Raw genomic sequence first — 20594 nt, 5'->3', positions numbered from 1 at the left:
GAAGATGTATGTTTAACAGATTTTATCCGGATGAAGACGTGGCCTCTGCGTATGACATTCCGTATGACGCCCTTTATAAAAAGGGAATCAGAGGCGTAATCTTTGATGTAGACAACACCCTGGTGCCCCATGACGCGCCGGCGGATGAGAGAGCGAAGAACTTGTTTTCTCATCTGCGGGCGCTTGGCATGGACACCTGCCTGCTTTCCAATAACAAAGAGCCGCGGGTGGCAGCTTTTGCAGAAGCTGTCGGCGGCTCTAACTATATCTATAAGGGCGGAAAGCCGGGCGTGAAGAATTATAAGAAGGCGATGGAGCTCATGGGGACGAGCTTAAACAGCACGATATTCGTGGGAGATCAGCTGTTTACCGACGTCTACGGGGCCAAACGGACGGGAATCAGGAGCTTTCTGGTGAAGCCGATCAATCCGAAGGAAGAGATTCAGATCGTATTAAAACGGTATCCGGAGGCACTTATCTTATTTTTTTATCGCAGGGACAAAAAGAGGAGACAGTATGATAAGCGGAAAAAGTAAAGTATGCGGAGTCATGGCGTATCCGGTGGAGCACTCCATGTCACCGCTCATGCATAATTATTACTCGGAAAAGACAGGAACAGATCTCGTCTATGTACCGTTTAAGGTGGAGCCGGGACGTGTGGAGGAAGCGGTAAAAGGAGCCTACGCCCTTAATTTTACCGGCATGAATGTCACGGTTCCTCACAAGCAGGAGGTCATGAAATACCTGGTGGATATTGACGAGGACGCAAAAGCCATCGGTGCCGTCAACACGCTGGTGCGGACCGACGGCGGCTACAAGGGCTATAACACGGACGCGGCAGGACTGAAACGAGCCATGACGGAGGCGGGAATCGAAATCCGGGACCGCACCTGCATTCTGTTCGGAGCGGGCGGCGCGGCCAGGGCGGCAGCCTGCGTGCTGGCGAAGGAAGGCGCGTCTGTGATTTATGTTCTGAACCGGAGTTTGGAAAAGGCGGAGGCCCTTTCTGAGATCGTCAATGAGCGGTTCGGCCGCAGAGTCATGCTTCCCATGGCCCTGGACGATTACGGAAAGCTGGAGTGCAGCTCCTGCCTGGCGGTTCAGACCACCAGCGTAGGGATGCATCCGAACGTGGATCACGCCCCGGTGGAGGATGCGGAATTCTATAAAAAGATCGATACGGCGGTAGACATTGTGTATACGCCGATGGAGACGAAATTTATGAAATACGTCCGGGCAGCCGGCGGCAAGGCCGTGGGAGGGCTCGATATGCTGATTTACCAGGGCGTTATCGCCTACGAGCTGTGGAATCCGGAGACCGTGTTTACCAGAGAGATGATCGACGGTGCGAGAGTGCTGATGCGGGAAGAACTGGAGGCGGCGCGATGAAGAACGTGATTTTGATCGGCTTCATGGGGGCCGGTAAGACAACGGTCGGAGAACGGTACGCAAAGAAGCACGGTCTCCCCATGGTGGATACGGACTGGCTGATCGAAGAGCGGGCCGGCATGACGATATCGGAGATATTTGCGCAGAAGGGCGAGGACGAGTTTCGGAGGACGGAGACGGCGGTTCTCCAGACGCTTCTTTCCGATACACAGGAAAAGGTCATTTCCGTCGGAGGCGGGCTTCCCCTGCGGGAAGAGAATAGAAGGCTGCTGAAACAGCTCGGGACCGTGATCTATCTGGAGGTGAATCCGGATACCGTGCTGAAACGGCTGAAGGGAGATACGACAAGGCCGCTGCTTCAGGGCGGAGACGTGACGCGGCGTGTGGAAGAGCTGATCGCGGCCCGCGGCCCCATATACCGGGAGGCCGCCGGACTGATCGTGGATGTGAATGGACGGAGTGTCGGTGAGATTGTGACGGAGCTGGAAGAAAGGATGGGATTTGAATGAAGCTGCTTCTTTTAAATGGACCGAATTTAAATTTTCTTGGAATCAGGGAAAAAGGTGTATACGGCACTGAGGATTACGGATATCTTGTCCGTATGATGAAAGAGAAGGCGGAGAGAGAAGGACATGAACTGGATATTTACCAGAGTAACTTCGAAGGCGGCTTAATCGATAAGATCCAGGAAGCGTATTATAACGGAACGGAAGGCATTATCATCAATCCGGGCGCGTTTACCCATTACAGCTACGCGTTGAGAGACGCCCTTTCCTCGGTGGAGATTCCGAAGGTGGAGGTACATATTTCCAACGTGCATAAAAGGGAAGAATTCAGGCATACTTCTGTTACGGCGCCTGTCTGCGACGGCCAGGTTCTGGGGCTGGGACTGAAGGGTTATGCCCTTGCCATGGACTATTTGACAGGCCGTGAATAACGGCGTGTATACAGAAAATGAAAAAAATAGTTGAAAAAGGTATTATTATAGTATAGAATAAAAAGGATTAAGAGAATTTCAAGGAGGAATATCATTTATGATATCAGCGGGTGATTTTAGAAACGGTATCACATTAGAGATTGATGGTAATGTTTATCAGATTATGGAGTTCCAGCATGTAAAACCTGGTAAGGGTGCTGCATTTGTCAGAACTAAAATTAAAGACGTAGTGAACGGCGGTGTAGTAGAGCGTACTTTCCGTCCTACAGAGAAGTTCCCGGCTGCCAGAATTGACCGTGTGGACATGCAGTATTTATATGCGGATGGCGATCTTCATAACTTTATGGATACGAACACTTACGAGCAGATCGCACTGAGCCCGGAAGTAATCGGAGACGCATTAAAGTTTGTGAAGGAGAACGACATTTTAAAGGTTTGTTCTTACAATGGAAAGGTGTTCTCTGTTGAGCCTCCGTTATTCGTAGAGCTGGAGATCACTGATACAGAGCCAGGCTTCAAGGGTGATACGGCACAGGGCGCTACAAAGCCGGCTACCGTAGAGACCGGAGCAGTTGTTTACGTTCCGCTGTTTGTGGATCAGGGCGATAAGATTAAGATTGATACACGTACTGGGGAGTATTTATCCAGAGTATAAGAACAGGATACGCCGCAGACTAAAGCAAAAGACGGTAAAAGAGTGTGGTAAATGTTGGCCTGGAGGCCAGCATTTACTACCCTCTTTTACCGTCTTTTTTGTATTGCCGAAGCATTGGTAACCGTTCAAACATTGACAAAGAGGGGGAAGACGCGGTAAGCTGGTAAGAAATGGAGATGGGAAAGGGAGGATTTTATGTTTCGGATTTTGCTGGTGGATGATGAGGCGCAGGAGAGGGATGGAATCCGGTTCCTGATTGAAAAATATAGGCTGCCGCTTTCGGTAGTGGAGGCGCAGAATGGGCAGAAGGCGCTGGAGTATTTGAAGGGGCATCCGGTGGATATTCTGTTTACCGATGTGAAGATGCCTTATAAGGATGGGCTGGAGCTGGCAAAGGAGACGTTTCAGTTTAATCCGGATATCCGGATAATTATCTTCAGCGCGTATGGGGAATTTGAGTATGCGAAGAGGGCGATGGAGGCCAACGCCGTGGATTATCTGCTGAAACCGATTGAACTGGACGAGTTCGAGAAGGTTATGAATAAGGTAATCGGGGATCTGGAGAGGCAGAGAGAGGAGTCAAAGCAGGAACAGGAGCAGAAGGAAGCTTCCATGAAGCGGGTGTTTTATAAGGTGTTTACAGGTGGGAGCGTGTCGGCGTCCGATCTGGGGATGCTGGAGGAGTATTTTCGGACGATTGGAAAGGACCGGAAGGTGCTTATAAGCCTGGAGAGCGGGCGGAATATTTTTGAACAGCAGGAGGAGGTCTTTTTGAAGCTGCTGCATACATATATCCGAATTCCATGCGAATATGTGAACCTGTATCCCGATTCGTCGGTGGTGCTTCTGGCCGATGAGAACCGGATCGTGGGAAGCGGGCTGCAGAAGCAGCTGGAGAAACTGGCCAGGGACGGCAGACAGCTTCTGGGGACTGAGATCTCTATCGTAGTCAGCAGGGAATTTACTACGGTGGAGGAGATGAACCGGCAGATGGAGGAGATCAGCCAGATTCGGAAGAATTTCTATGGGACGGGCGGTGAGATCACGTTTCTGTCTGAGATTGTATTAAATTCGGAGTATTATGCCGCGGAGGTGGAGCGGATTAAGGAACTGATGATCGGGGCGATTGGGGACAGGAACGACGATCTTGTGATCCTGTACGGAGATCAGCTGGTGGAGACGATGGTGGGCGGCCATGTGGTCAGCCGGATCTATGTGCATCACGTCTTTTACGATATTCTGTCGGCATTTTACAGCCAGTATGGAGTCAATGACAAGCCGCGGCTCTTTGAGAGCGTGGAACGGCTGCTGTCCTACAAAGATGGCGAGGAGCTGGAGGTGAATTTCCGGGCAGTCTTAAATGAGGTGCTGGCAAAACGGACGGACGCCGCGGGGGACAGCCCCAGGATCGTGGAACGGATCAAGAATATTGTCAGGGATGAATACAGGAGCGATATCGGGCTTGAAGATATCGCCGAGCGGGTCAATCTGGCTCCGGCCTATTTGAGCTATCTGTTTAAGAAGGAGACCGGGGCAAACCTGGTCAAATATATTACCGATTACCGCATGGAACAGGCCAGGAAGCTGCTGGAGGATGAGGAACTGAAGATCGTTCTGGTGGCAAAGGCCTGCGGATATGAGAATCAGCCGTATTTTAACCGGCTGTTTAAGAACTATTATGGAATGACGCCCCGGCAGTACCGGGAGAAGAATGGAAAGCAGCAGGGATGAGGATGAAACGATTGCTGAAGTGGTATTATGGAAGCGCCTCGATCCGGAAGAAACTGGTGATCAGCTATCTCCTGCTGATTACCGTCCCGATCCTGGTGCTGGGAGTGTACTCTTATTCGGTGTCGAAACGCAATATGGAGCGGCAGACGGAGGAGACCATCCGGAATAATGTACGGCTGATGGCCTCCGATTTGGAGACCTCGCTGAAGAGGGAAAATGACAACATCAAATACCTGTCTTATAACGCAAAATTCCGCCAGGTGCTGAAAAACAGCAGGGGAAACCAGGTGGAGGTGGCTCAGGTGCTCAACGAGGTGGTCGAGCCGATCTTCTGGTATTTTATCACCAGCGATCACAATATGAAGGGGATCGAGATCTACACGCCCTATGTGAGCCAGGAGGTGGGCAGCTTTTTAAAACCGGTGGGCGGCAGCTGTGAGGAATCGTGGTACCAGTATCATCAGAAGAATTTCGGGACGCTGTGGACGTATGAGGACGGCAGTATGTTCGCCACCAGGACGCTTCTGGACGCCCAGACGGCATCAGAGCCCATCGGTGTGCTGAAGCTGAGCGTCCATCCGGCGTCGGTCCTGGAGCCGATCTCCAGTAATACATTTTTAAACAACGGGATTCTCCTGGCGGATACGGAGGGAAGGCCCATATATTCCAGGCAGACGGGGACGGAGCAGGCGGATCAGTCCGTCTTAACCGGGGCAGAGGCGGGAACGCTTCACGACGGCGACCAGGGGGACTATATTCTGATGTCTGAGGAGATCACCACCAGCGGATGGCGCCTTTACTACTATGTGACGAAAAGCGAGATCACAGGGCGGCTGTATGAGATCCTGAAGTCCACGCTGCTGATCGTGGGACTGTGCCTGGCGGTCAGCCTGTTTCTGATCGGTATCCTGTCTAAGGTTTTAAGCCGCAGGATTCTGGAACTGAAGGAGAGCGCGGAGAAAGTGGCGGAGGGCAACTTTAATCTGGAACTGAACCACAACGATTCCGACGAGATCGGGATCGTGGCAAAGAGCCTGCAGACCATGTGCGACCGGCTGAATGAGATGATCAACCGGGTCTACAAGGCGGAACTGGAAAAGAAGGCCATGGAGCTTAAGGCGCTTCAGGCCATGATCAATCCCCATTTCCTGTATAACTGTCTTTCCAGCATCAAATGGAAGGCCATCCGTACCGGCAATGACGAGATCAGCGATCTCACGGGGCTGCTGGCTAAGTTTTACCGCACCAGCTTAAATGGAGGAAAACAGATTACCACCGTGGGAAGCGAACTGGAAAATGTGAAATCGTATGTGGAGCTTCAGCGCATGACCCATGAAAACAGCTTCGACGCAGAGTATGAGTTTGATGAGACGCTTCTCGGATATTCCATGCCGAACTTCCTTTTGCAGCCGATTGTGGAAAATGCCATTGAGCACGGCATTAACTATCAGGAGGAGATCGACGGAAAGGGGCGGCTGATCGTGCGGCTGGAGGAAGAGGACAGCCATCTCATCTTCAGTATTTTAAACAACGGCCCCCGGGTGGAGCTGGAACGGCTGGAGGAGATATTAAACACGCCGGGCAAGGGCTATGGAATTTATAACATTGAAGAGCGGATCCGGATTTACTACGGAGCCGGATGCGGTGTCTACGCATCCGTCACGGAAGACGGCTATACGAATTTTACGGTGAAGATATTAAAAGAACTGAAGGAGCTGTCCGTATAGATGGGAAGTTCTAAAAATAGTGCAAGGTTTCTAAAAAATTTGTTAAAAAGTCTTCCTCCGGGAGATGGTAAGATAGGGACATCAAAGGAATCATAACAAGGAGGAAGGTAACATGAAAAAGAAATTATTAAGCGTTCTCTTATGTACGGCGATGACTGCTTCTGCTTTGGCAGGCTGCGGGGGCTCTGGAGCTTCCGGCACGGAGGCGGCCAAAACAGAGGGGGGAGAGGCGAAGACAGAGGCTGCTGCCGATAAAACGGGGGCGGACAAGGTCAAGATTCGTATGACGTACTGGAACAGTGAGGACACCATGAAGGCGATGCTGGATTATCTGGCGGAGACGCTTCCGGAGATCGAGATTGAATACCAGTTCATCGACAATTCCAATTACGATACCATCGTAGATACCCAGCTGTCGGCGGGAGAAGGCCCGGACATCATCTGCGAATCACCGGGATCTTCCTTAAAGCACGCGAGACTGGGCTATTTAGAGCCGTTGAATGATTTGGGGGCCGAGTATTCCAGCGCCGGAACCAGCGTCTATTCCTATGACGGAAACATCTACGCGCTGCCGGGAATCAGCTGGTTCGAGGGAATCTATTACAATAAGGCCCTGTTTGAGGAGAATGGAATCGCACTGCCGACCACATTCGACGAGTATATCGCGGTCTGCAGGGCGTTTAAGGAGAAGGGGATCACCCCTCTGGCAGCAGGCTTAAAATCCTGGGAGCCAATGCTGAAAAACTCCATGGCGTTTGTGACTGCGGAATACTTATCCACCGACGCAGGGAAGAACTTTGGCTCCGATTACCGGGAAGGCAAAGCCAAAATGGAAGGGACATGGGACCCGTACGTGGAAAAATGGTCTGAGATGATCTCGGAGGGCGTCTACACCACAGACATGACGGGAATCGACCACGATCAGGCATTAGAGCAGTTCGCAACCGGAGGCGCGGCCATGTTCTGTTCCGGTCCCTGGGATTTGGATACCATCACCAGCAAGAACCCGGATCTCCAGATCGATATGATGCCATTCTACGGAACCGCCAAGAGCGATGGATGGCTGATCGGCGGCCCTGGATGCGGATTTGCCGTAAACAGCGCCTCTGCCAACAAGGAAGCGGCTATGAAGGTGGCCCGCGCGATCTCAACCGTGGAAGGCCAGAAGGCACTGTGGGAAAACAACCAGGGCGGCTCTTCCTACTTGGAAGGCGCATCCTTCGACTTACCGGCTGCCTACGAGGGCGTTTCGGGAACCCTGGCGGCCGGCAATGTATACTGCCCGTGGAATGAGTGGGGCGCGGCAGCCGGCGCTCATGAGACATACGGAACCGAGATGCAGAGCTATCTGTTAGGTTCCCAGGATTTAAAGACCACATTGTCGAATGTGGACGCGGCCGTGGCGGAGCTTTTGGAAAAGTAAGGCTGGCACTGACGAACGATACCGATGATGGGAGCGGCAATCCATGCTGAAAAGAATATTGGCGTACGCATGGAGGACGCTCCCTTTTTGCGCCCATTTTTGGGCGAATTGAAGAAAAGGAGGGGTATGAAATGGAACAGATTCAAAGAAAAAGGAGGCAGGCAGGAACGCTGGGAAAGTATTTCTATGTGTTCATCCTGCCGGCTTTCATCGTATATCTTCTGTTTTCCATCGTTCCGTTTTTATATACGTTTTACTACAGCTTCACCGATTACACGGATATGAATCCGGTCAACTTAAGCTTTGTAGGCCTGAAAAATTATATAAAGGTTTTCAACACGCCGCTGATGATGACGGCGATAAAAAACTCCGTAATTTATGCCATCATGCTGACGTCACTCCAGACCATTCTCGCGCTGCCGCTGGCGGTGCTCCTGGATAAGAAGCTGAAGACCAGGAACCTACTGAGAGCCGTATTCTTCTTCCCGGCCGTATTCAGTTCCCTGATCATCGGCTATCTGTGGAACTTCATCATGTCGTCGTCGGATTACGGCCTGATCAACAACCTGCTGCATCAGCTGGGCTTTGGAACCTTTAATTTCTTTACGGCTAACCGGGCGCTGTTTTCCGTCATTTTAACCCAGGCATGGCAGTGGACCGGATGGGCCATGGTCATCTACCTGGCCAACTTACAGAGCATTTCACCGGATCTCTACGAGGCGGCGGACATCGACGGAGCCGGAGGAATCAAGAAGTTCTTTTACGTGACACTGCCGCTGATGTGTCCGTCGGTCAAGATCATCGTGGTGACCGGCTTAATCGGAGGCATGAAGGTCTTCGACATCATCTACTCCATGACATCGGGCGGTCCGGGCAATGCGACCGAGACAGTTATGACAGTCATGATGAAAAAGGGTATCTCGGACGGCTTTTACAGCACCGGATCAGCCTTCGGCGTGTGTTTCTTTGCTATCGTGCTGGTGATCAGCGCCGTAGTCACAAAATTAATGGGGAAATGGAGTGATTCGATACAATGACGAAGAGAAAAAGAAATATATATGTTCTGGAAGCAGTCATGCTCGTGATTGCGGTGATCTGGTTTATCCCGATTTACTATCTGATCGTAACGACGCTTAAGAATCCTCAGGAGGCCACGGCCAATCCCCTGGGACTGCCGGTTCACTTAGAAATCGGAAATTACATCAAAGCATGGACCAATATGCAGTTTCCGAGGGCGTTTGCCAATACGCTGTTCATCACGGCCACGGCGGTCGTTATCATCGTCGTGTTCGGCGCCATGGCCGGATACGCTCTGGCGAGAACGAAGACGAAAATGGGCAACCGCATGTTTCTGTTCTTCCTGGCGGGCCTGATCGTACCGTTTCAGATGAATATTGTCAGCTTATATAAGATCGTCAAGAGCCTTCACCTGATGAACACTCCGTTTGCAGTAATTCTCGTCAACGTGGCCATCAATACGCCGCAGGCGGTATTCCTGTTTAAGGAATTCATAGAGGGAACGGTGCCGAAGGAACTGGAGGAGGCCGCGGAGATCGACGGCTGTACCGTGTTCCGTAAGTTTTTCAGAGTGGTGCTGCCGCTTCTCACGCCGGTTATCTCGACGGTTGTTATCATCGTCACACTGAACGTGTGGAATGAATTCATGACGCCCCTTCTGTTCCTGCAGAGCCGCGAGAAGGACGTAATCCTTCAGGAGGTGTCCCGGAACATCGGGCAGTTTGCCACAGACTGGACCGCGCTGTTCCCCATGCTGATGCTGGGCGTGGCGCCGCTCATGATCTTTTACGTGTTCATGCAGAAATACATAATCGCCGGTGTGGCTGCCGGCGCGGTGAAAGGATAATGGAATATGGATAAGAGAGAGTCTGGAACATTTCCCGGGAGCCTGATGGTGATCGTACCGCATCAGGATGATGAAATACTCCTGTGCGCCGGTATCCTCTATGAGGCCGTCCGGAGAAAGCTTCCCGCCACTGTCGTGATGGTGACAAACGGCGATTACGGATGCCGCGATTATTCGATTGGGCGGAGCCGTTTAAGAGAGACGCTTGCCGGGCTTGCCATGCTGGGAATCGAGGAGGAGGATGTGGAGTTTTTAGGTTATGCCGACACGGGAATGCCGAAGGAAGAAAGCTTCATAAGCCGCCTCTATGAGGAGACGGATGAGAGGAGACGCCATAAGTCCCACTGCTCGGAGGAGACCTACGGCCTGGAAGAGAAGGAAGAGTACCATAAAAAGAGGTGGGGAACCCATGCGCCATACGACAGGGCCCATCTGGCCGCGGATCTCCGCGGTGTGATAGAGGAGCACCAGCCTGATATGATTTTTACCACTTCGGAGTTTGACACTCATGGGGATCACAGTGCGCTGTACTTATTTGTCCGTGATATCTTAGTGCAGATGAAGGCGGAGGCGGAGGCCGGGAAGGCGGACTGCAAGAGTCAGCCGGTAAGCGGGGAGAGGCACGCACTTCCCCGCCTGTACAGCGGAATCGTTCATTCCCTGGCGGGAGATGAGAACTGGCCTGTCAGGACCAGGGAGGTGGGGCCGTATACAGAGCCGGCCCAGTCCCGGGAGACCTCCTGTTTCCGCTGGGAGGACCGGATCCGCTTTCCGGTCCCCGCATGCATGAGGACGGAGGAGCGGGATGTGAACCTGAAGTATCAGGCGCTTTCCTGTCATGTCACGGCTCTGAAGCCGGATGCGGTGGACTTTTTGTATGCATTTATCAAGAATGAAGAACTTTTCTGGGAGATTAATTACTGAAGGAGCGAGACAGAATGGAGATTAACAAACAGCCGATCTATCCCGTCGAGCCGTGGACGGTGACGGAAACGGAATTTAAGATGGAGACAAATTACCGGAATGAGACGACATTTTCCCTGTCGAACGGATATCTGGGGACGAGAGGAACCCTGGAGGAGGGGTATGACTTCACGGTAGATGAGGGACTGGAAGGCAATTTTATCAATGGATTTTATGAAAGCGAGCCGATCCGCTACGGAGAATGGAACTATGGGTTCCCGACAGAGAGCCAGTCACTCCTGAATCTTCCTGATTTAAAGACGATCAGGCTCTTCCTCGATGGGGAAGAACTGGATATCAGAAAAGGGGAGGTGTCAGGCTGGCGCAGAACACTTCACATGGACCAGGGGACAGTCACCAGATCCTTTGACTGGACCTCCCCGGCGGGACGGACGGTTCACGTGGATACAGTCAGGCTTGTAAGCTTCGGGGTGAAGAACCTGATGGCCATGTCATACGAAGTGACACCGGTCAACTTTGACGGAGAAATCACGTTCCTGTCGGTTCTGGACGCGAATGTGGAGAATCATACACGGAAGACGAATCCGCTGGTGGATTACGGCCCCTTCGGCCGCTGTCTGCTCACCGACAGGATCACCGCAGATGAATCCATGCTGTTTTATCAGGGGACGACGGAGCACAGCGGCCTTACTATGGCCTGCGGCAGTGTGATGACGGTGAAGTCCCCGCTGACACAGGAGTGGAGCGTCACGGAGGACGGCCTTCACTGCCGCCATAAGATAGCCGTTCACGGAACGAAAGGTCAGACGATCACTGCGGAAAAGCAGATAGCCTACACCTCCTCTCTCGATCTGGAAAAGAACGCGATGAGAGATTTTATTCTTTCTATATTAAAGGAGGCAGTAAAAAAAGGCTTTAAGAGCGAGGCGGCCAGTCAGGAGGCCTGTATGAAAGCCATGTGGAATCAGGCGGATGTGGTGATCGAGGGAGATGACGCGCTCCTGCAGGGCATGCGGTTCAACCTGTTCCATATCCTTCAGTCTGCTTCCAGAGACGGGAAAAACGGTATGGGCGCCAAGGGTCTGTCGGGAGAGGGCTATGAGGGCCACTATTTCTGGGATACGGAAATGTACGTAATGCCGGCGCTGATTTATACCAACGCAGACCTGGCAAAGTCTCTTCTCGGCTATCGTTACCGGACGCTTGACGAGGCGAGAGACAGGGCCAGGGTTCTGGGGCATGAGAAGGGCGCTCTGTATCCCTGGCGTACTATCAATGGTCAGGAAGCCTCCACTTATTTCCCGCTGGGGACGGCGCAGTACCACATTAATGCGGATATTGCCTACGCCTTTAAGCTGTATCTCGATGTGACCGGAGATATGGAATTTTTAAAGGATCAGGCCGCGGAGGTGCTGGTGGAAACGGCCAGAGTCTGGGCGGATGTCGGCTGTTTCGCTGAGTCCAGGGGCGGTAAGTACTGCATCTGCGCCGTAACGGGGCCGGATGAGTACAATGCCATTGTGGACAACAATTTCTATACGAATCTCATGGCGAGGGAGAATATCCGCGATGCCGGGTGGGCGCTTGACACACTTCGCGCAATGGATGAGGCCGCCTGGGAGGCTCTTGTGGCGAAGCTGGGGGTTAAGGAAGAGGAACGGGCGCTCTGGAACCGGATCGTGGAGAACATGTATTTCCCCTACGATGAAGGCAGGAAGGTCTATCCGCTGGATGATGGCTTCATGATGCGCAAGCCGTGGGACGAATCGAAAATACCGCCGGAGAAGCGCCATCTGCTCTATGAAAACTACCACCCGCTCTTTATCTTCCGCCAGCGGATGTCGAAGCAGGCCGACGCCATACTCGGTATGGTGCTGCACAGCAATTACTTTACGGAAGAGGAACTAAGGCGCAACTACGATTTCTATCAGGAGGTGACGCTGCATCACTCGTCCCTTTCCACCTGTATCTTCGGGATTCTGGCCTGCCGGATCGGGTATGAGGAAGAGGCGTATACGTATTTCGCCCAGTCGGCCAGAATGGATCTGGATGATTACCACGACAATTTCTATGCGGGAATCCATGCGGCCAATATGGCGGGTACTTGGCAGGCGGTGGTCTTCGGTTTCGCCGGCCTGCGCGTGAACCGGGGATTCTTAGAGCTCCATCCCATCCTTCCGGAAAAGATGAAGGGGTACGAGTTCCGGTTCATGTACCGCGGCCGCCTGCTTCACGTGCGGACCGGACGGGAAGGAACAAGAGTGACGCTGCTGTCGGGAGACGGCGTCGTATTATGGCTGGGAGATACCCGGCATCAGCTTTTAAAGGAGGGAGACTATGTCTGTTGTTAAGCCACGGGCCGTATTCTTTGACTGGGATGGGACGGCGGTTTATTCCAGAAAAGCGCCGGCAGACGCGGCGTTATCCGCCATGAGACCGCTGCTGGCTCAGGGCGTCAAATTAGTGATCGTCAGCGGGACCACGATCGAAAACATTGCAGGAGGGCAGCTTGAGAAATGCTTCACCCCTGAAGAATTAAAAAATTTATACCTGGGGCTGGGAAGGGGCGCTTATAATTACGCGTTTGACGATGAAGGAAGACCGTATGTCTTTGCCGACCGGCTGCCGGACAGGGAAGGCCTTCTGGCAGTCCACAGCATCTGTTTCGATATCCATAAGGAGCTTTTAAAGAAGTACGATTTCCCTACCGATATCGTATTTTCCAGGCCGAATTACTGTAAGATTGATTTGATGGTGTCGAGCCAGAGAGGAGATCAGCTGTTTCTGCAGGAAAATGAGCTGCTGCTGTTAAAGGAGAGCTTAAAGCGTCACGGAATTGAGGGCGGGCTGTCAACGCTTCTGGAGATGGCAAAGACTATTGGGGCGTCGTATGGAATCACGGTGGCGCCCACCTGTGACGCGAAATATCTGGAAGTGGGACTCTCCAGCAAAAGTGATAATGTGGACACGATTCTCGGCAGGCTTTGGCAGGAATTCGGGATTCTGCCGGAGGAGTGCAGCTACTGGGGCGATGAATATGTGGGGATTGAGGAAGGTATCTTTGGAAGCGACAGCTTTATGATTACGGAGAAGTCGAAGCGGGGCCATTTCTTTGATGTTTCGGAGGTTCCGGGAGAACGGCCGCAGGAGGTAAGTGTGACCGGCGGCGGAGTAGAGCGTTTCCTGGAGTATTTAAAAGAAATAAACAAATAAGCAAGAAAAAGCGTACCGTTTGAGCCAACCGGACCGAAATAGGAGTCCTGGCAGGCTGAAACGGTACTTTTTATTTGATTTAAAGTACGTTTAAAATAGGTGATAAAAATATTTTTAAAACGAAGTTACAGAAATATTGATAAAATTCGATAAAAATGTTAAAATGTAACTTCAATGGAAAATAAAAGAAAAAAAGAGAATGATATCGCAGATAAGAGAGAACAGAACGGGATATCAAAAGTGAAACACAGAGGAGGAAAAACACGTATGAAGAGAGCAGCCGCATGTCTGCTTGCATTGTGCCTGGTCGTACAGGGACCGGCAAGTCTGATGACCAGCTTTGCTGATTTCGGGCAGAGAGGAGTAGCGTCACCGTCGAACAGCGTATCGGCGAGTCCTTCTGATGCCTGGAAAGAGAGTGACAGCGACAGTAAGAATGGGGAATTAAAGGTAGAAATTCGTGGAGTCCTTCCTGTGCAGAAGGCCGCGGAATGGGAATTGTTTCTGACAAAGGACGAGGAACTGACCGATCAGGGTTCGGTGCAGTATGAGGCCGTGGAATCGGCCGGGGTCTATTCCTCCGGCAGTTACACATTTACAGACCTTCCGAAGGGGAAGTATCAGCTTCAGGTGAAGGCGGTAAATGGCGGTTATGAGGACTACATACAGAAAAATATTTCAATTAACGGTGACCGGGCGTCGATTCTGCTTTTAAACGACTACCCGGACAAATACGGCTATGCCGGGGATAAAATGCCCGGTGTAATCCGGATGGGTGATGTGAATGGTGACGGAACGATCGACAGCGATGATATGGAGGCTTTCATTGACGCCATTGATGAAGCAGACGGTAATTTCGCAGATTCCAGGTTCGATTTTAATGGAGACGGGCAGATAGATCTTGTAGACCTTCAGTATTTTACCATCTTCTATAAAAATAAGAGCAATACAAAGGCGACTGTAACGAGGCAGGCCCTGGTGGATACCGCTGCTGTTGTTGCGTCATCCAGCAATGCGTCGTTCTCCGAGGAGACGCTGAAGGAAGTATTTGCCGGAAATGACAGCGAGGCGTTGACGCTTACAGCGGAGACGGCGATCACACCGGAAACGCCAATTGAGATCACCGCAGACTTGGGACAGAGCTTAAAGGCGGAAGGATTTACAATCCAGCCGGTTACAGGTTCCGGAAACACCATCAAAGACGGCTGGGTCACGGTTGAATTGGAAGGCGAAGAGAAGCCTGTCGTATTCAGGATTGAGAACGGCGTGGCGGAAAGACAGACAGGGACAAGGATGCGCGCGGCCTTTAGAAGCGCGCCTGAGGATTCCGCCGCTGGTAAGACCATTGTCATCAATTTGGGCAAACAGGTGGCGATCAAGAAGGTGACGATCAAAGTGACGGCTGCATTAGAAAAGGAGGCCACTCTGGTCGAGATATCCAAGGTGGAATTCTTAAATGATATGGAGAGCAGAATTCCGGAGCCGGAGATGAACATCCCGGAGGACTTAAAGGCTGTGGCAGGCAGCGAATCCTTTGATTTAACCTGGAAGCGCGCGGTAAATGTAACCGGCTATGAGGTCGAGATTACCGGTGAGGTAAAAGGCGGAGTCAAGTCTGAGGTGCTGTCGGTATCGGACAACCGTTTAAGCGTAAAGTCAATAAAAAATGAGGACCTGATAAACGGAAAAGAGTATACCGTGCGGGTGCAGTCTGTAAACGGGGCGTGGAGAAGCGGTTACAGCACGGCTGTGAAGGTGACGCCGGAAGCCTCCAAACGGCCTGATCCGCCGGAGGGAATTACGGTAAAGGGCAGTTACCGCAGCCTCGATGTGTCCTGGAAAAAGATGAAGGATACGGATACGTATTCTCTGTTTTACCGGGAATACGATGATGCCGACGGTAAATACACCAGAATCGACAACATTGAAAATACCAGCCAGATGATCCAGAATCTAAAGGATGAAACAAAGTACGATATCTATCTGACCGGTACGAACAAAATTGGGGAAAGTGCGCCTTCCATGCACTACAGCGGAACGACCGAGAGCGTCAATGCCCCCATAACGCCAAACTACAAACTGATCAATGTGGCAGGGGAGAATGGCGGAACCGAACATATCAAGGCGGTAAACAATCACGGCGGAAATGCCGACAGTGAGTTTGCGATTGTGGACAACGATATGGTATCTGCGTGGGTGCGCAACGACTGGGATGCGGGCTGCGTTTACCCGGGAGAATCAAAATCACCAACGGTGACCCTCGACGACAGCTATACGATGGACACCGTGGTCCTTATTCCGGATCCGGCTCAGAAGTTTGCATATACCAATGCGACCTTCTTCTACTGGCCGGAGGGAAGCAGCACACCGGTGCAGGCAGCAGGCACCTTCAGCAGAAAAACCAGCTCTAACGGAAAAGTATATTATGAATTCCAGACGAAACAGCCGGTAACGACAGACCGGGTTTCAGTCAGACTGAGGACAGGATACGGTGCGGCCAACAGAATCAGCATTGCGGAGATGAAATTCTATCACTACGATCCGATTGAGCATGAGGTATACGATCTGTTTGCAGACGATATGCACATTTCTTTGAAGGAAGGGGTGACTCAGGAGCTTATTAGCAGTCTGAGGGCGCGTCTGGATGAGAAGGATGAGGTAAGCGGGGAATTCCATCCGAAGAAAGAGATTCTGGAGAGAGAACTGGATACGGCAGAACAGCTTTTAACGGATGAGGCTCTGGCTGGAATTCTTACTATAGATAATCACGTAACGAAAAATGCGGACGGCAATATTACTTTTAAAGGCGGATTAAACGCCTGGCAGCCGCTTGGCATCACAGCCATGGCCGGAGACACGGTGCTGGTCTATGTGGGCAGCCCGTCCAGGAAGACTGGAGACAGCACGAATCTGCGCCTTATAGCGACTCAGTATCACGGGGAATCCAGCGCATGGTCGAACACGATCGGCACGCTGAAAGCGGGAATCAATGAGATAACCATCCCCCAGATCACTGCCCTCGACGTGGAGCAGGGCGGACAGCTTTACATCGAATATACCGGTGATCAGGATAAGGAGACCTACAGTGTGAGAGTCAGCGGAGGAAATCACATTCCAACGCTGGATATAACAAGAGCTTCCGATTCCAATGCGAAGAGAGCCCTGGTGACGAAGTATGTGGAAGATCTGGAGGCCAGCACAGCGGAGCTGGAAGCAGACCATGAGAACCATAAAAAAGCGCATGACGGAGACTGGAGCGCTGCGCGGAAAAACTGTATTCTGGGCGCCACGGATATCGTAACGAGATATATGATGTATTCCGTTTCCTCCCAGCAGATACTCGCCGGATTATCAGGCGGAACTACGGAGGAAAAGGCGGAGCAGCTGTATCAGGCACTGACGGCGGCCGATGAGATGGTAAATCTCTTCTACCAGCACAAGGGACTGAGCAGCGATCCCGATGCCGGAGTGAAAAATAAACTGCCGGTTAGCCGGCTGAATCTGCGCTACCAGAGGATGTTTGCAGGCGCATTTATGTATGCGGACGGACTGCATATCGGAATCGAGTGGGGATCCGTACCGGGCCTTACCAAGTCCGTACCGGTGAAGACAACGCCGGAAGGCAAATACGAAAGCGGCCAGTACTTTGGCTGGGGCATCGCTCATGAGATCGGCCATGAAATTAATGAAGGCGCATATGCCATAGCCGAAATCACCAATAACTACTTCTCTGTGCTGGCGCAGGCCCGTGATACGAATGACAGCGTGCGGTTCCAGTATCCGGAGGTTTATAAGAAGGTGACGTCGGGCGTAACGGGGCGGTCCTCCAATGTATTTACACAGCTGGGATTATACTGGCAGCTTCATCTTGCATACGATATGGGCGGTTATAACTACAAAACGTACGATACGTATAAGGAACAGTTCAACAATCTGTTCTTTGCCAGAGTAGATTCCTACGTAAGAAATCCGGGATCGGCGCCGAAGCCGGGCAACGTGGCGTTAAGCGTAAGCGGAGATGTGGACAACAAGCTCATGCGTCTGGCTTGTGCGGCGGCTGAAAAGAATATTCTGGAGTTTTTCGAACGCTGGGGTATGGTGCCGGATGAGAACACAAAGAAGTACGCGGAGCAGTTTGAGAAAGAGACAAGAGCGATCTGGTTTGTAAACGACGAGGCAAGGGCTTACGTGCTGGAGAACGGCAAAAATGGTTCTGTGGCAGCCAGCGCCACGGTCGAGGCTGACTTAAGCTACAGGCCGAATTCCAACGAGGTGACAATTCATCTCGGAAGCCAGTCGAAGCAGCCGGAGGCAATGCTGGGATACGAAATCTACCGTTCCGAAACCATCAAGAGCCATGTAGAGAAGAAACCGGTCGGCTTTGTGACCGCGGACCAGACAGAATTTGTCGATTCCATTTCTACTATTAACAACAGAGTTTTCACCTACGAAGTGGTAGGCTACGATAAGTACTTAAATGCCACAAAACCGGTGGTACTGGAGCCGGTTAAAGTCTCCCACGGCGGTGTGATTGATAAGTCAGACTGGACCGTGACCACAAACATGGTCTCGGCAGAGGACAAAGTGGATGAGGAGATAAATCCGGATGTGGTAACCATGGAGGCCATCGGAAAGGTCATCGACAACGATGCAGGAACCACCTATACAGGAAAGACGGTAGCCGGAAGTAACGGAAAAGTACCTGCGGCCTCTGTCACCATTCACTTAAACAGAGAAGAGACCATCACCGGTTTCACGTATAAGCTGAGTAAGGCGGATAACGCGGCCGGAAGTCCGATCGGCAATTTTAAAGTGGAGATCAGCGATACCGGCGCAGATGGTTCCTGGACCCAGGTCAAGGCCGGAACCTTCGCCGTAGCGCAGGGACAGCTGGCGAACGGCAGTCAGACCGTCTATTTTAACAAGAATGACGACACCTGGCTGTATGCCTATGACACCTCATACGTAAGGATTACGGCGGTGGACCAGAAGGGAACCGATATTTCCATTTCGGAGATTGATCTGCTGGGGCAGACCGGAGACGACATCGACTTTGGTCAGACGGATTCGATTGGCCTTTTGAAAGAGGATTACCATGCCGGACATGGAGAGAGCGGCGAGGCCGTTATTCCGGAGGGCTCCCTCCTGTTCACAGGAACGTATAAAGGGAATCCGGCGTACAATGTGGTCCTGCTGTATGATGAGCAGGGAAAGATTGTGGGCGGTACCGATGCAGAAGGAAATATATTGGCAGCACAGATGATCTTTGCGGAAGTGCCGGAGCACGGAGAACTGGGTGAGACCAGCAGCGGAACGTGGATCTATTACATCGAACCCGAAAACCTTAAAAATGCCGCTCTTCCAAAACGTGTGAGAGCGGAGCTCTACCGGGTAGACAACGCACATGACAACAAGGGAGAACGTCTTGTCAGCAACACTCTGTTTGTCGATGTGCCGGAGACACTGCCGGAGATCGAGATAAAAGCACAGGACTGAACGTACAGGAGGAGAAAATATGTTGCAGCGACTTATGAATAAGAAAGTAATAATTGGCCTGCTGGGAATCCTGATCCTGCTTGCAGCGTTTGGCCGTATTATGACAACACCGGCGGAGGAATACCGGTTTGTCACATGGGAAAAGGGAACCAATGATCATGAAGTAAAAGTGAGTATCATGCTTTCTGCACGGGAGGACGTGCAGAAAGCGAGAACCTTTCAGGTTCAGCTCGGCGTTGCCTCCGATGATTCGGATGGGATAGAGAGCATAGATTTTAAGTTCGACAGCGCTATAAAAAACAATTCTGATATTACGGTGCAGTCGTATCGCTATAACCGGGATAACGGAACATTTACGATCTACGTATCGGGGACAGCGGATGATATCCTGAAAAAGGGTACTGCGTTGAATCTTGGAACGATTGTGGTAACCGCGGACAGTGATGTGACGTTTTCGGTTAAGACGGAAGGCTGCAAAGTAGCCGATGAATCGTTTACGGAAAGAACGCTCACTGTGTTCGGAAGTCAGGACGATTATACGGTTAAGCGGGATGCGGCAGATGACGAGACGCCGGATGGCACGGCACCGGATGAGACGCCGGACGGAACGACGCCGGACGAGACGCCGGACGAAACGACGCCGGACGAGACACCGGATGGCACGGCACCGGACGAGACGCCGGACGGCAATGTACCGGAAGAAAAGCCAGAGCGGGAAGATTCCTCAAACAGTGTGTGGAAAGATCCGGAAGAAACGAGCGGAAGCTGGAAGGCAAAGGACGGAATCTGGAACTTCGAAAAGGAGGACGGTACCTATGCGCAGAGCGAGTGGATCAAAGTCGGCGGAGAATGGTACTGGATCGGTGCTGACGGCCGGATGATTACCGGCTGGATTCATTTAAACAATGTCTGGTATTTCTGTAGCCCGTCAGGGGCAATGAAGACCGGATGGGTCAATACCGGAGACCACTGGTTCTATTTCAACCCGTCCGGAGCGATGAAGACCGGCTGGGTTCAGGAAAAAGGCTATTGGTATTATATGGGAGAATCCGGAGCGATGAAGACCGGATGGGTTCAGACAGACGGAAAGTGGTACTACCTGGATGAATCCGGCCATATGCTGGCAGATACAGTGACACCGGACGGCGGCAGAGTCGATAAAAATGGTGTCAGGGTCGATTGAACAGCAGAATAAATGGAATAACAGAATAAAAAATGCGAGGGACTGTTTTAGG

General features: G+C 51.8%; 15 protein-coding genes. All 15 read left to right on the top strand.

Going from position 1 to position 20594, the window contains the following annotated elements:
* Positions 1 to 8 precede the first annotated feature (8 nt).
* The 15 genes from H8S80_RS22075 (at position 9) to H8S80_RS22010 (ending at position 20542) form a co-directional block, all read left to right on the top strand.
* A complete protein-coding gene (locus tag H8S80_RS22075) occupies positions 9 to 536 on the top strand; it encodes a YqeG family HAD IIIA-type phosphatase (RefSeq protein WP_002603595.1) in 528 nt (175 codons plus the stop codon).
* Positions 517 to 1389, top strand: a complete 873-nt coding sequence (gene aroE, locus H8S80_RS34385; protein ID WP_002603596.1) for a shikimate dehydrogenase — start codon at positions 517 to 519, stop codon at positions 1387 to 1389. Before H8S80_RS22075 ends, aroE begins: the two co-directional genes overlap by 20 nt.
* Positions 1386 to 1898 carry a shikimate kinase gene (locus tag H8S80_RS34380; RefSeq protein ID WP_002603597.1) on the top strand — a complete coding sequence of 171 codons (513 nt, stop codon included), beginning with the start codon at positions 1386 to 1388 and terminating at the stop codon, positions 1896 to 1898. The genes aroE and H8S80_RS34380 overlap by 4 nt, the downstream gene beginning before the upstream one ends.
* The gene (gene aroQ / locus H8S80_RS22065) at positions 1895 to 2326 is read left to right on the top strand and encodes a type II 3-dehydroquinate dehydratase (RefSeq protein ID WP_055653093.1); all 432 of its coding nucleotides are present in this window, start codon (positions 1895 to 1897) and stop codon (positions 2324 to 2326) included. The genes H8S80_RS34380 and aroQ overlap by 4 nt, the downstream gene beginning before the upstream one ends.
* Before the next feature lie 97 nt (positions 2327 to 2423).
* Positions 2424 to 2981, top strand: a complete 558-nt coding sequence (efp, locus tag H8S80_RS22060; RefSeq protein ID WP_002603599.1) for an elongation factor P — start codon at positions 2424 to 2426, stop codon at positions 2979 to 2981.
* 195 nt (positions 2982 to 3176) lie between these two features.
* Positions 3177 to 4712, top strand: a complete 1536-nt coding sequence (locus H8S80_RS22055; protein ID WP_117630819.1) for a response regulator — start codon at positions 3177 to 3179, stop codon at positions 4710 to 4712.
* A gap of 2 nt (positions 4713 to 4714) precedes the next feature.
* Positions 4715 to 6439 carry a sensor histidine kinase gene (locus tag H8S80_RS22050; RefSeq protein ID WP_117630818.1) on the top strand — a complete coding sequence of 575 codons (1725 nt, stop codon included), beginning with the start codon at positions 4715 to 4717 and terminating at the stop codon, positions 6437 to 6439.
* Positions 6440 to 6551: 112 nt separating this feature from the next.
* On the top strand, positions 6552 to 7862 hold the full coding sequence (locus H8S80_RS22045) for an ABC transporter substrate-binding protein (RefSeq protein ID WP_055653090.1): 1311 nt from the start codon (positions 6552 to 6554) through the stop codon (positions 7860 to 7862).
* 131 nt (positions 7863 to 7993) lie between these two features.
* Complete coding sequence (locus tag H8S80_RS22040) at positions 7994 to 8899, top strand: carbohydrate ABC transporter permease (RefSeq protein ID WP_002603603.1); 906 nt, start codon at positions 7994 to 7996, stop codon at positions 8897 to 8899.
* Positions 8896 to 9726, top strand: coding sequence for a carbohydrate ABC transporter permease (locus H8S80_RS22035; protein ID WP_117630817.1), 831 nt, complete (start codon positions 8896 to 8898; stop codon positions 9724 to 9726). Before H8S80_RS22040 ends, H8S80_RS22035 begins: the two co-directional genes overlap by 4 nt.
* 6 nt (positions 9727 to 9732) lie before the next feature.
* The gene (locus tag H8S80_RS22030; protein ID WP_117630816.1) at positions 9733 to 10650 is read left to right on the top strand and encodes a PIG-L deacetylase family protein; all 918 of its coding nucleotides are present in this window, start codon (positions 9733 to 9735) and stop codon (positions 10648 to 10650) included.
* Between the two features lie 14 nt (positions 10651 to 10664).
* Positions 10665 to 13001: a glycoside hydrolase family 65 protein gene (locus H8S80_RS22025; protein ID WP_117630815.1), complete on the top strand. Its 2337-nt coding sequence runs from the start codon at positions 10665 to 10667 to the stop codon at positions 12999 to 13001.
* Positions 12988 to 13863 carry an HAD family hydrolase gene (locus H8S80_RS22020; protein ID WP_002603607.1) on the top strand — a complete coding sequence of 292 codons (876 nt, stop codon included), beginning with the start codon at positions 12988 to 12990 and terminating at the stop codon, positions 13861 to 13863. The genes H8S80_RS22025 and H8S80_RS22020 overlap by 14 nt, the downstream gene beginning before the upstream one ends.
* A gap of 267 nt (positions 13864 to 14130) precedes the next feature.
* On the top strand, positions 14131 to 19359 hold the full coding sequence (locus H8S80_RS22015; RefSeq protein WP_117630973.1) for a fibronectin type III domain-containing protein: 5229 nt from the start codon (positions 14131 to 14133) through the stop codon (positions 19357 to 19359).
* A gap of 19 nt (positions 19360 to 19378) precedes the next feature.
* Entirely contained in the window at positions 19379 to 20542 is a 1164-nt protein-coding gene (locus H8S80_RS22010) for a PspC-like choline-binding domain-containing protein (protein ID WP_117630814.1), read from the top strand.
* The last annotated feature ends 52 nt before the right edge of the window (positions 20543 to 20594 follow it).

This window comes from Hungatella sp. L36 (genome assembly GCF_014288035.1).
This window is presented reverse-complemented; position numbering and strand designations above follow the sequence as displayed.